General features: G+C 29.5%; 12 protein-coding genes. All 12 read left to right on the forward strand.

Annotated elements, in window-relative coordinates:
- Window positions 1–112 precede the first annotated feature (112 nt).
- The gene (locus tag TY07_RS10290; protein WP_394805632.1) at window positions 113–472 is read left to right on the forward strand and encodes an ArsR/SmtB family transcription factor; all 360 of its coding nucleotides are present in this window, start codon (window positions 113–115) and stop codon (window positions 470–472) included.
- Window positions 473–532: 60 nt separating this feature from the next.
- A complete protein-coding gene (locus tag TY07_RS10295; RefSeq protein WP_042399160.1) occupies window positions 533–2,728 on the forward strand; it encodes a heavy metal translocating P-type ATPase in 2,196 nt (731 codons plus the stop codon).
- A 396-nt stretch (window positions 2,729–3,124) separates the two neighbouring features.
- Window positions 3,125–3,754, forward strand: a complete 630-nt coding sequence (locus TY07_RS10300) for a redox-sensing transcriptional repressor Rex (RefSeq protein ID WP_042399163.1) — start codon at window positions 3,125–3,127, stop codon at window positions 3,752–3,754.
- Between the two features lie 414 nt (window positions 3,755–4,168).
- Window positions 4,169–4,978 (forward strand): short-chain-enoyl-CoA hydratase, encoded by an 810-nt coding sequence (locus TY07_RS10305; protein WP_242833252.1) that lies wholly within the window; start codon window positions 4,169–4,171, stop codon window positions 4,976–4,978.
- 202 nt (window positions 4,979–5,180) lie between these two features.
- Window positions 5,181–6,320 (forward strand): acyl-CoA dehydrogenase, encoded by a 1,140-nt coding sequence (locus TY07_RS10310; protein ID WP_042399166.1) that lies wholly within the window; start codon window positions 5,181–5,183, stop codon window positions 6,318–6,320.
- A gap of 16 nt (window positions 6,321–6,336) precedes the next feature.
- Window positions 6,337–7,116 carry an electron transfer flavoprotein subunit beta/FixA family protein gene (locus TY07_RS10315; RefSeq protein ID WP_042399169.1) on the forward strand — a complete coding sequence of 260 codons (780 nt, stop codon included), beginning with the start codon at window positions 6,337–6,339 and terminating at the stop codon, window positions 7,114–7,116.
- A 22-nt stretch (window positions 7,117–7,138) separates the two neighbouring features.
- The gene (locus TY07_RS10320; RefSeq protein WP_042399172.1) at window positions 7,139–8,167 is read left to right on the forward strand and encodes an electron transfer flavoprotein subunit alpha/FixB family protein; all 1,029 of its coding nucleotides are present in this window, start codon (window positions 7,139–7,141) and stop codon (window positions 8,165–8,167) included.
- 276 nt (window positions 8,168–8,443) lie between these two features.
- Entirely contained in the window at window positions 8,444–9,292 is an 849-nt protein-coding gene (locus TY07_RS10325; RefSeq protein ID WP_042399175.1) for a 3-hydroxybutyryl-CoA dehydrogenase, read from the forward strand.
- A gap of 230 nt (window positions 9,293–9,522) precedes the next feature.
- Window positions 9,523–9,921 (forward strand): PH domain-containing protein, encoded by a 399-nt coding sequence (locus TY07_RS10330; RefSeq protein ID WP_042399177.1) that lies wholly within the window; start codon window positions 9,523–9,525, stop codon window positions 9,919–9,921.
- Between the two features lie 113 nt (window positions 9,922–10,034).
- Window positions 10,035–10,457, forward strand: coding sequence for a C-GCAxxG-C-C family (seleno)protein (locus tag TY07_RS10335; RefSeq protein WP_042399180.1), 423 nt, complete (start codon window positions 10,035–10,037; stop codon window positions 10,455–10,457).
- A gap of 306 nt (window positions 10,458–10,763) precedes the next feature.
- Window positions 10,764–11,687: a DNA-3-methyladenine glycosylase family protein gene (locus TY07_RS10340; RefSeq protein WP_042399183.1), complete on the forward strand. Its 924-nt coding sequence runs from the start codon at window positions 10,764–10,766 to the stop codon at window positions 11,685–11,687.
- 85 nt (window positions 11,688–11,772) lie between these two features.
- Window positions 11,773–12,840 (forward strand): M28 family metallopeptidase, encoded by a 1,068-nt coding sequence (locus TY07_RS10345; protein ID WP_042399186.1) that lies wholly within the window; start codon window positions 11,773–11,775, stop codon window positions 12,838–12,840.
- Window positions 12,841–12,936 lie beyond the last annotated feature (96 nt).

The raw sequence follows: 12,936 nt of genomic DNA on the forward strand, positions 1-12,936 counted from the left end.
TAATAGAAATATAAACATATGAACAATTATTCATATGTTTGCGTTAAAGAAAGAGTATTAAAATCAATAAAATAATTTTAAATACAAATAATATAAACTAAGGAGTGAAATTATGATGGAAAATAAAGTTGAAAGTTGTTCATGTAATATTATTCATAAAGATGTAGTTGAAGAAGTTAAAGATAAATTACCACAAGAGGAAATATTATATGATTTAGCAGAACTGTTTAAGGTATTTGGAGATAGCACAAGAATTAAAATAATATGTTCATTATTTGAATCAGAAATGTGTGTATGTGATTTATCAGCTTTATTGAATATTAGTCAATCGGCCATTTCACATCAGTTAAGAGTATTAAAATCAGCAAGACTTGTTAAATTTAGAAGAGCTGGAAAGGTAATTTATTACTCATTAGATGATGAGCATATAAAACAAATTTTTGATGCAGGATTACACCATATTACTGAATAAATAAGATTAAAATCAATAAAAAATAAACTTTTTAAATTTATTTAATGGGAGGATAGATACATGGAAATAAAATTAGTTTTAAACGGATTAGATTGTGCAAACTGTGCTAATAAAATAGAAGATAAAGTTAATAAAATAAATGGTGTAAAAGAAGCAACAGTAAATTTTTCTACGACAGTATTAACTGCTGAAATAAAGGAAGAAAACTTAAAAAGTGAAATAATAAATGAAATAAAATCAATAGTAAAAAAATTAGAACCACATGTAAAAGTTGAAGAAAAAATAGATAATAAAGAAATAAAAAATAAGACAAAAGCATGTACAAGTAGTTGTTGTTCAAAAGATAATGATCATCATGAGGGTAGTAAAGATAAAATTCATGAGCATAGCCATGAGAAAGAAGAGAGTTCAAATGGGAAAATAGAAATTCTAAAAGATAATTGGCTATTAATAGTTGGAGCAATTATATATGCAATTGCTTTATTATACAATGGAAATAATAAAATTTCTATTATACTATTTGTAGCGAGTTATTTAGCAATAGGCGGAGAGGTAATTTTAACAGCTATAAAAAATATTCTTCGTGGAGAAGTATTTGATGAGAATTTTCTTATGAGCATTGCTACTATTGGAGCGTTCTTCATTGGAGAATATCCAGAGGCCGTAGCAGTTATGCTATTTTATCAAATAGGTGAAGTGTTTCAAGGATATGCTGTAAATAAATCAAGAAAATCTATTTCTTCTCTTATGAATATTAGAGCTGATTATGCTAATGTTTTGAGAAATGGTAGTGAATTTAAAGTTTCTCCTGAAGAAGTAAATTTAGAAGAGATTATCGTAATTAAACCAGGTGAAAGAGTTCCTTTAGATGGTACAGTTATAGAAGGTACAAGTTTTTTAGATACTTCAGCATTAACAGGTGAATCTGTACCGAGAGAAGTTAAGACAGGTGATGAAATCTTATCAGGAGCTATTAATGACAATGGTGTTTTAAAGGTTAAAGTTAATAAAGAGTATGGTGAATCGACAGTTGCAAGAATATTAGAATTAGTTGAAAATGCGTCAAATAAGAAAGCACCAACAGAAAAATTTATAACAAAATTTTCAAAAGTATATACTCCAATTGTAGTTTTTATTGCAATAATAGTTGCTATAGTTCCTCCTCTTTTGATTAAAGATGCAACATTTTCAGAGTGGCTTTATAAAGCATTATCACTATTAGTTGTATCTTGTCCATGTGCATTAGTAGTTTCAATTCCACTAGGAGTTTTCTCTGGTATAGGAGCAGCTTCTAAAAAAGGAATACTAGTTAAAGGTGGAAACTATTTAGAGGCACTTAAAGAAAGTGAAATAGTAGTGTTCGATAAGACAGGAACTTTAACTAAAGGAGTATTTAAAGTAACAAATATAAACGCTAAAAATATAAGTGAAGATGAGTTATTAGAAATAACAGCTATTGGTGAATCAAATTCGAATCATCCAATTGCCTTATCAATTGCCAATGCATATGGTAAAGAAATTAATAAAAATGAAATTGAAAGTTATAAGGAAGTTGCTGGTCATGGTGTTGAGGCCATAATAAAAGGTAAAAAGGTGCTATTAGGAAATTCTAAATTAATGAAGAGTAACAATATTTCTTATGATGAGGTTGACACTATTGGTACTATAGTTCATATAGCAATTGATGGAGAATATAAAGGTAATATAGTTATTTCTGATGAAGTAAAAGAAAATGTAAAAGAAGCATTAACTGAATTAAAGAGTGTTGGAATTAAGAAAACTATAATGCTTACAGGGGATAGCAAAGTAGTTGCAGATAAGGTTGCTAAAGCTATTGGTATTGATGAGGTTCATGCTGAATTATTGCCAAGTGATAAAGTTAATAAAGTAGAGGAAATACTAAACAAAAAATCAGCAAATGGAAAAGTTTTATTTGTCGGAGATGGAATTAATGATGCTCCAGTTCTAGCAAGAGCTGATATAGGAATTGCAATGGGTGGTGTAGGATCAGATGCTGCTATTGAAGCTGCAGATGTAGTATTAATGAAAGATAAAGTAGAAGCTATTTCAGAAGCCATACGAGTATCAAGAAAAACTAGTAAAATATTATGGCAAAACATTATTTTTTCTTTAGCAATTAAGGTAGCTGTTATGATATTAGTTATTTTTGGATTAACAAATATGTGGGCAGCTGTATTTGCAGACGTTGGGGTAACTTTACTTGCGGTATTAAATTCAATGAGGATAATTCGATAAATATTGACAAAAGATAAAGCTTTAATTATAATATAATAAGTCCAGAAAATTTTAGGCAAAAGGGAATGGCGTACAAGATCACTTTGATTCTTGTTGCAATATCAGAGGTGTTTAAAATCTGATATAATGCTTATGAGACTTATGTATAACGCATCTGCTACGTTATACATAAGTCTCTGTTTTTAGGTCAAAATAATAAATGAAAAATTAAAATTTCATTATATAATTTGTTATGATAATATTAATATAATTAAATAAAATAAGAAAATGAAATGTGAATAAAAAATTTCAATAATTATTAAATTAATAGAAAAAATGTTAAAAGTATGTTATTATATTATCAAAGTTTAAATAAATGGGGAAATTATTGGAATAAATTAAGGAGATTCATATACTATGGAAAAGAAGAAAAGTGTCTCTATGGCAGTAATTAAAAGATTACCAAAGTACCATAGATATTTGAAAGAGTTGATGAGAAATGATGTAGATAGAATTTCATCAAAGGAATTAGGTGAAAAGATAGGATTTACAGCATCTCAAATAAGACAAGATTTAAATAATTTTGGTGACTTTGGACAACAAGGATACGGATATAATGTTAAAGAATTATATAAACAAATTAGTTTAATTTTAGGATTAGATAAAGACTATACTGGAATCATTATAGGAGCTGGTAATTTAGGGCAAGCAATTGCAAATTATAGTAGATTCTCCGAATTAGGGCTATCTATAGAGGCTATATTTGATGCTAATCCAAAGCTTATCGGAATGAAGATAAGAGATGTAGAAATAAGAGATATTGATACATTAAATAGTTATTTAGAAAATAGTAATGTTAACATTGGAATTATTTGCGTGCCAAGAATTAATGCACAAAAGGTTTGTGATCTTTTGGTGAAGGGTGGAATAAAAGGTATTTGGAATTTTGCACCTGTTGATTTAGTTGTACCAAATGACGTTAAAGTTGAAAATGTACATCTTTCTGAAAGTTTATTAACATTAGTATACTTAATGAAAGATGAATAAAATAATTAAATAGTTTAGACGAAATAGCAAATCAAAATTTTATTATAGCTAAAATTTTGATTTGCTATTTCATTATTATAAATTCAAGTGTTTTTTCAATTCAAAATTTATACTTTATTGAGGATAAATTTATATATTTTTTGCATGTTAACAAATGAACAAAGAGAATAAAACTCAAATAGTAAACGTATACTAAGAAAAAGATTGAAAAAGTGGAATTTATATACCAAATAGGAAAATATTAATTGCAAATGAGAAAATTAGATATTATAATTATAAGTAGGTTGTGATTATTCAGAATCTTCTAACCAAAGAAAAGGGAAAAAGAGAATTTTTTTTAATTAATTTGTTAATTATATAACAAAGAACAGGGTGTTTATGAGGAGTTATGGTATAAAAAGGGAGGAAGGATTTGTGGAAATTAAAAATGTAATTTTAGAAGAAGAGTTGAAAAATGTGACTCTTGAAAAAGACGGGAATTTAGCAATAGTTACAATAAATAGACCTAAAGCATTAAATGCTTTAAATTCTGATACATTAAGAGAATTAGATCTAGCAATTTCTAATATTGAACAAGACAGCAATGTATATTGTGTAATATTAACTGGAGCTGGTGAAAAATCTTTCGTAGCAGGTGCAGATATTGCCGAGATGAAAGATTTAGATGCCAAGGGTGGAGAAGAATTTGGACTTTTAGGAAATAGGGTATTTAGAAGAATAGAAAATTTAGACAAGCCTGTTATAGCAGCAATATCTGGATTTGCTTTAGGCGGAGGATGTGAGCTTGCAATGGCTTGTGATATAAGAATTGCTTCAGAAAAGGCAAAGTTTGCTCAACCAGAAGCTGGTCTTGGGATTACACCAGGTTTTGGAGGAACTCAAAGATTGCCTAGAATAGTTGGATTAGGTAAGGCAAAGGAAATGATTTATACTTGTGCAATGATTAAGGCAGATGAAGCTTTAAGAATTGGTTTAGTTAATAAAGTTGTTCCATTAGAAAACCTAATGGAAGAAGCAAGAAAAATGGCTTCAGTTATTTGTGCAAATGCACCAATAGCAGTTAAGTATTGTAAAGATGCTATTAATAGAGGAATGCAAGTTGATATAGATAAAGCAATTGAAATCGAAGCAAATGATTTTGGAAAATGCTTTGATTCAGAAGACCAAGTTGAAGGAATGACAGCTTTCTTAGAAAGAAGAGAAAAGAACTTTAAGAATAGTTAAGAGTTAATAGTTTTGGTAGGAACTCTTTATGGAGTTTCTTAAATATATTTTTAAAATTTGGCCTATGCCGAATTTATTCCTTAACTATTAACTATAAAAAGGGTGTTATTTAATAAATTTTAAATATATAAGCTAAGTGTATTTTACATATTTACTTGTAACTATACACATAAACAGGGTATTGCAGGGAGGTAAAAAAGCAATGAATTTTGGATTAACTAGGGAACAAGAGTTAGTAAGACAAATGGTTAGAGAATTTGCAGTTAATGAAGTAAAACCAATAGCTGCTGAAATTGATGAAACAGAAAGATTTCCAATGGAAAATGTAAAGAAGATGGCAGAGCTAGGAATGATGGGAATACCATTTCCTAAAGAATTAGGTGGCGCTGGCGGAGATGTATTATCATATATCATAACTGTTGAAGAATTATCAAAGGTTTGTGGAACAACTGGAGTTATTGTTTCAGCTCATACTTCACTTTGTGCTTCTTTATTATATGAAAATGGAACACCAGCACAAAAAGAAAAATACTTAATTCCACTTGCAAAAGGGGAAAAGATAGGTGCATTTGGTTTAACTGAACCGGGAGCAGGAACAGATGCTGCGGGACAACAAACTACTGCAGTTTTAGATGGAGACAATTATATTTTAAATGGATCTAAAATATTCATTACTAATGGTGGAGTAGCAGATACCTTTATAGTATTTGCAATGACAGATAAGTCTCAAGGAACTAGAGGCATATCTGCTTTCATAGTTGAAAAAGACTTCCCTGGATTCTCAATTGGTAAGAAAGAAGATAAGTTAGGAATTAGAGCATCTTCTACAACTGAGCTTATATTTGAAAATTGTGTAGTTCCAAAGGAAAATCTAATTGGAAAAGAAGGTAAAGGGTTTGGTATAGCAATGAAAACTCTTGATGGAGGAAGAATCGGTATAGCTGCTCAAGCTTTAGGAATTGCAGAAGGAGCTTATGAAGAAGCTGTTAAATATATGAAAGAAAGAAAACAATTTGGTAGACCTTTATCAGCATTCCAAGGATTACAATGGATGATTGCTGAAATGGAGACAAAAATTGAAGCTGCTAAGCTATTAGTATATAAGGCTGCATGGCTTAAACAAAACAAGCTTCCATATTCAGTAGATGCTGCTAAGGCAAAATTATTTGCTGCTGAAGTTGCTATGGATGTGACAACTAAGGCTGTTCAAATTCATGGTGGATATGGATACACTAAGGAATATCCAGTTGAAAGAATGATGAGAGATGCTAAGATAACTGAAATCTATGAAGGAACTTCTGAAGTTCAAAAGATGGTTATCGCAGGCGCTGCATTAAGATAGAGGGAGGCTTTTAATAATGAATATAGTAGTTTGTTTAAAACAAGTACCAGATACAACAGTTGTAAAAATAGATCCAAAAACAGGAACTCTTATAAGAGACGGTGTTCCTTCAATAATAAATCCAGAAGATAAGCATGCTTTAGAAGCAGCTTTACAATTAAAAGAAAACTATGGAGCTCATGTAACTGTAGTTAGTATGGGACCTCCTCAAGCAAAAAATGCATTAAGAGAAGCTTTATGCATGGGAGCTGATGAAGCTATCCTTTTAACAGATAGAGCATTTGGGGGAGCTGACACATTAGCAACTTCAAAGACTATTGCAGCAGCAATTAAACAATTAGATTACGATATAATTTTTGGTGGAAGACAAGCTATTGATGGTGATACTGCACAAGTTGGTCCTGAAATAGCAGAACATTTAGGTGTTCCACAAGTAACGTATGTACAAGGTGTTAAAGTTGAAGAGGATGGATTGTTAGTAAATAGAGCATTAGAAGATGGATATGAATTAATAAAAGTTCAAACACCAGTGCTTTTAACTGCAATTGAAGAATTAAATCATCCAAGATATATGAATGTTCAATATATCTTCGATACAGTAGATAAAGAAGTGAAAATTATGACTGCGGCAGACCTTGATATACCTGTTGAAGAACTAGGATTAAAAGGTTCTCCAACAAAGGTTAAGAAATCTATGACTAAAGAAGCTAAAGGTGCAGGAGAAATTATTAAAGAATCAGCTCCAGAAGCAGTAGCATATGTTTTAGGAAAGTTAAAGGAAAAACACTACATCTAAGATAATAGGAGGGTAATTGGAGATGAATATATCAGAATATAACGGCGTTTGGGTATTTGCTGAACAAAGAAATGGTGAATTACAAAAGGTTTCATTAGAGATATTAGGAGAAGGTAGAAGATTAGCTGATGAATTAGGAGTTAAACTTACTGCAGTATTATTAGGAAATAATGTTGCTTGTTTAGCAGATATTTTAGGAGAACATGGTGCTGATGAAATATTAGTAGCTGAACATGAAGCATTAGAAAATTATACAACTGATGGATATACAAAAGTTATTTGTGAATTAGCAAATGAAAGAAAGCCAGGAATATTATTTATAGGGGCTACTTTCATAGGTAGAGATTTAGGTCCAAGAGTTGCAGCTAGACTTTCAACTGGATTGACTGCAGATTGTACATCTTTAGAAGTAGATGTTACGAATGGTGACTTACTTGCAACAAGACCTGCATTTGGTGGTAACTTAATGGCAACTATAGCATGTCCAAATCATAGACCACAAATGGCTACAGTAAGACCTGGAGTTTTTTCTAAATTAACTGAAAAGAAAGAAAACTATACTATAGAAAATGTTTCTGTTGAATTAGAAGCGTCAGATATTAGAACAACAGTTGTTGAAGTAGTAAAGGCTAATAAGGATATTGTTGACATAGGAGAAGCTAAAGTTATAGTTGCTGGTGGTAGAGGAGTTGGAAGTAAAGAAAACTTCGCACTTTTACAAGAATTGGCAACAGTTTTAGGTGGAGTTGTTGGAGCATCAAGAGGTGCTGTAGATAAAGGTTGGATTGAAAGAGATTATCAAGTTGGACAAACTGGTAAGACAGTAAGACCTACAATTTATGTTGCTTGTGGTATTTCAGGAGCAATCCAACATGTTGCTGGTATGCAAGAATCAGATATGATAATTGCTATAAATAAAGACGAAACTGCTCCAATAATGAAGGTTGCAGACTATGCAATAGTGGGAGATTTAAATAAAGTTATTCCAGAAATGATAAGTAAATTAAAAGAATCTGTTGATTCTGAAGAACCATTAGTGTGCAGAATCTAGTTTGATTTATTCGGGGAAAAATATAAATATATAAACATTAAAATTATAAAAATATAAGTGGCCAATCATATTTTTATAATAATGTATAAAGTAAAATAGCCTAGGATTTTTTTACTTTAATAAAAATAATGTTGATGAAATAAAGAAATTATGGTGTAAAAAATTTGAGAATTAAATAATAACAGAATCAAGATAAAGTGGTAATCAAATGGTCATATAACAACTTGTAATTTACCAATTATCACTTGTCACTGTTAAAAGGGGAGAGGTTTAGATATGGAAAAGATTTTTGTTTTAGGTGCAGGAACTATGGGTGCAGGAATAGTTCAAGCTTTTGCTCAAAAGGGATATGAAGTAATAGTTAGAGATATAAAAGATGAGTTTGTTGAAAGAGGACTTGCTGGAATTAATAAGAGTTTATCTAAATTAGTTGCTAAAGGAAAAATGACTGAAGAAACTAAGGAAGATGTTTTATCTAGAATTTCAGGAACTACTGATATGAATTTAGCTGCAGATTGTGATTTAGTTGTTGAAGCTGCAATTGAAAACATGAAAATTAAGAAAGAAATATTTGCTGAGTTAGATAAGATCTGTAAGCCAGAAACTATTTTAGCTTCAAATACATCTTCTTTATCAATAACAGAAGTTGCTTCAGCAACTAGTAGACCAGAAAAGGTTATAGGAATGCATTTCTTTAACCCAGCTCCAATAATGAAGCTTGTTGAAATTATCAGAGGTATGGCTACTTCTCAAGAAACTTTTGATGCTGTTAAGGAATTATCTTTAGCAATTGGGAAAGAACCAGTAGAAGTTGCAGAAGCTCCAGGATTTGTAGTTAATAGAATACTTATTCCAATGATTAATGAAGCTTCATTTATTCTTCAAGAAGGAATTGCATCAGTAGAAGACATAGATACAGCTATGAAATATGGTGCAAATCACCCAATGGGACCTTTAGCTTTAGGGGATTTAATTGGATTAGATGTTTGTTTAGCTATTATGGATGTTTTATATAATGAAACTGGAGATACTAAATATAGAGCTAGTAGTACTTTAAGAAAGTATGTTAGAGCAGGATGGTTAGGTAGAAAAACAGGAAGAGGATTCTACAACTATAATGCTTAATTGATATTAAGATAATTATAAATTTTTAAAATTAATTAATGATATATTTAAAGAGATATAATATATTTTAAATAATATATTGGAAATAAGCGTTTTAATTTAACTTTAAAGGGCAACTATCGACGGGTAGTTGCTCTTTATTGTATTATGGTATAATTATCATAATAAAGTACTAAGGTTTATAAAAGGATATGTAAATATTAGCATAGTAAAAGGAGTGGAGTTAATACATGGAAGATCAAACTAACAATAATAAAAGAGTGTTTAATTTTTATGGAGAAGTAGAGATACCAAAATCATTACTTTATTTTGTAAGTAGAAATGAGCAACCACTATTTGCAGTAAAGACTGTTAGAGATGCAGCCTTATTTACAGATAAAAAGATTTTGATATGTGATAAACAAGGGATAACTGGTAAGAAAACAGAATATTATGCGATTCCATATAGCAAAATAGTTACTTATGCAATAGAAACAGCAGGGCATTTTGATATGGATTCAGAAATAAAGTTATTTTTAACTGGTGGAATAGAAATCGAAATGAACTTTTTAAGAGGCAAGAATATGGATCAGTTACTTAAGAAAGTTTTTAATGTTATAAATGAGTATGTAACTTTATCTAATGGCTAGTCTTTGTAAGACTTTACCCTGTTTATATAGGAAATAACAATTGGAATGCTATAGGATAGGTGCCATTGGTATATAACTAATGAAAATGTGAACTATAGGGAGAGATTAATTAAATGTTAGTAGAAACTACAATGAAATATTATGATAAAAAGTATGATTTAAATTGTGCAGAATGTATGCTTGTAGCAGTTAATGAAGTTTATGATTTAAATATTTCCAAGCAGACTTTAATGACAATGGCATCTTTTGGTGGAGGAATGGCAATAGGAAGTGTTTGTGGTGCAGCAACAGGAGCAATAGCAGCATTAGGGATAATGTTCACTACAGAAAGAGGGCACCAAAGTCCACATGTTAGAGAAATGACTTCTAAATTTTTATATGAATTTAATAGAAGAATGAATTCATTAGATTGTATATCTTTAAAAGAAAAATATTATGAATGCGAAACAAGATGTTCAAAAATGATGATAGTATCAGCTGAAGTTCTACAGGAATTAATTGAAGATTATAAAGATTATTATTCAATTAATAGATAGGGAAAGAAAAGAATTATTATAATATAAAGTATAGTAATCAAATTTGTTAAATAAGCCGTTATAGTTTTAGTATTTTAACTATAACGGCTTATTTAATAAAATGATGATATTAAAGTGAATTTTTATTAAATGTATATGGATAATAGTATTTTGAAATATATTGAAAAATAAATTTATTTAATATAGCATAATAGATAGAATTTATTAATTAATAATATTTATCTTTAGAATATAAAAATATGAACTTAGAAACAATAAAAATATAAATGATAAGATTTAAAACTTATTATAGTAACGAGGTGTGAAATGAACTATACAAATATAATAGAAAAAGAAAATTCAATAATATTAGAAAATGTGAAAGATTTTAATATAAAACAAATATTAGAATGTGGTCAATGTTTTAGATGGGAGAGAATAACTGATACAGACTACATAATTGTTGCATATAGAAGAGTTATAGAAGTAATTCAAGAGGGAAGCACAGTAACAATACTTAATACTAATATGAAAGACTTTAACGAAATATGGAAACAATATTTTGATTTAGAAGTTAATTATGGAGAAATAAAAGAAGAATTATCTAAAGATGAACTTTTAAGAAAAAGTGTTGAGTTTGGTTATGGTATAAGAATATTAAATCAAGATCCTTTTGAAATGTTAATAAGCTTTATAATATCAGCAAGAAATAGTATTCCTTCAATAATGAAGACTATTAAAAAGATATCTGAAAGATGGGGAGATAAAATTGAGTATAAAGGAAATATATATTATGCATTCCCAACTCCAGAACAATTAAAAGAAGCAACATTAGAAGAAATAAAAGAAACAGGAGCATCTTTTAGAAGTAAATACATAGTAGATACAATAGGAAAGGTTAATGCTGCAATTGAAGCTAAAAATAATGGAACTTTAAATGAAGAATTACAACAGTTTGATTTAGAATATATAAAGTCATTGCCAACTGATGAATGTCATAAGGCGCTTCAAAACTTTATGGGGGTTGGAGCTAAGGTTGCAGATTGTATAATGCTTTTCTCAATGGCTAAAAAATCAGCTTTCCCAGTTGATGTTTGGATAAAAAGAGCAATGATACATTTCTATTTAGCACCAGATGTATCATTAAATAAAATAAGAGTATTTGGAAGAGATAAATTTGGAGAGTTATCAGGTATGGCTCAGCAATATTTATTTTATTATGCAAGGGAAAACAATATAAAGGTAGAATAGTAACTAAAGTTATGTATAGAATTGTTATAAGAGGGATAAGCTAAGTGAAAATGACAAAAGCTTAATAACTTTATGGGAGGTTACTATGTATATAAAGAAGAGGTTAATATCAATAATATCAAGTGCATTAGTAGTAAGCTTGCTTTTTACTGGATGTGGAAGTAGCTTTAAACAAAGTGTATTTAGTAAAGGGGTATTAACAAAGGAACAAGGTTCATACAATGAAGCAGGAAAAAATCCAGAGGATTTAAATGTTGAAAGTATAATGAATGAACTTACTAGTGATGAATATTTATCCAGAGTAGTAGGAACTAATGAAAATACTAAATCAGCAGAGTTTATTAAAAACTATTATGAAGCAATTGGGTTAGAGCCATTTAATAATGGAAGCTATTTTCAAGAGGTGGATTTAAATAAAGAAATGAGGTCTATATTTAATCCTGCTGGAGATAATGAAAATGAAGTTGATAATGTAATTGGAGTTATTAAAGGTGAAGATAGTTCTAAGGCAATTGTAATTTCAGCTCACTTTGACCATGTAACAGTAAGGAAGAAAAATGAAGAGGCAGCTAGCAACACTGATTCACAACAAATTAGTGTTAGCAAAATAGAAGGTGCAATTGATAATGCATCTGGTGTTGCAGTTTTACTTGAAAGTGCTAAGGAATTAGCTAATTATTATAGTGATGAAAAACCACCATATGATATAATTTTTGCTGCATTTAATGCTGAAGAACTTGGATTAATAGGTAGTAGAAAGTTTGTAAGTGAATTTAAAGAAACATATGATGATTGGTATAATATCAATATTGATTGTGTTGGAGTTAAAGGAAATGAAGGATTAGCAGTGAAAAATAATGATCCTGCATCTCAAGAGTTATATGATGATTTTATTGAAGTTTTAGATGAAGATGATGTTTACTATGAGATGGTTCCTTATGCAATGAATGAAGAAGGAGCAGTTGTAGGTAGCAGTGATCATATGTCATTTAGAAGAGAAAATGCTGCTTCATTAGTAATAGGGCAAGATGGTATTACAGGAGTTGTTCATACTGATGATGATAATATGTCAATTGTAGATGTTGAATTAATTGATGATATTAAAGAAGCATTAGTTGATTTTATAATAAAGACTGATGAAAAAATATATTAATATTGAAGTTTTTTATAATTGATTAAGTATATTTATTAAGTTATTTTAAAGAAGTGATAGGATTTATTTGTAAAAGGAAATCCTATCATTTTTTTT

The organism is Clostridium saudiense, assembly GCF_000577815.1.
In the GTDB taxonomy this organism is placed as follows: Bacteria; Bacillota; Clostridia; order Clostridiales; family Clostridiaceae; genus Clostridium; species Clostridium saudiense.

Bases quoted from the DNA above. Each gene is read 5' to 3' on its own strand.
- TY07_RS10290 (WP_394805632.1), top strand. From the start codon at position 113: ATGATGGAAAATAAAGTTGAAAGTTGTTCATGTAATATTATTCATAAA.
- TY07_RS10295 (WP_042399160.1), top strand. From the start codon at position 533: ATGGAAATAAAATTAGTTTTAAACGGATTAGATTGTGCAAACTGTGCT.
- TY07_RS10300 (WP_042399163.1), top strand. From the start codon at position 3,125: ATGGAAAAGAAGAAAAGTGTCTCTATGGCAGTAATTAAAAGATTACCA.
- TY07_RS10310 (WP_042399166.1), top strand. From the start codon at position 5,181: ATGAATTTTGGATTAACTAGGGAACAAGAGTTAGTAAGACAAATGGTT.
- TY07_RS10315 (WP_042399169.1), top strand. From the start codon at position 6,337: ATGAATATAGTAGTTTGTTTAAAACAAGTACCAGATACAACAGTTGTA.
- TY07_RS10320 (WP_042399172.1), top strand. From the start codon at position 7,139: ATGAATATATCAGAATATAACGGCGTTTGGGTATTTGCTGAACAAAGA.
- TY07_RS10325 (WP_042399175.1), top strand. From the start codon at position 8,444: ATGGAAAAGATTTTTGTTTTAGGTGCAGGAACTATGGGTGCAGGAATA.
- TY07_RS10330 (WP_042399177.1), top strand. From the start codon at position 9,523: ATGGAAGATCAAACTAACAATAATAAAAGAGTGTTTAATTTTTATGGA.
- TY07_RS10335 (WP_042399180.1), top strand. From the start codon at position 10,035: ATGTTAGTAGAAACTACAATGAAATATTATGATAAAAAGTATGATTTA.
- TY07_RS10340 (WP_042399183.1), top strand. From the start codon at position 10,764: ATGAACTATACAAATATAATAGAAAAAGAAAATTCAATAATATTAGAA.
- TY07_RS10345 (WP_042399186.1), top strand. From the start codon at position 11,773: ATGTATATAAAGAAGAGGTTAATATCAATAATATCAAGTGCATTAGTA.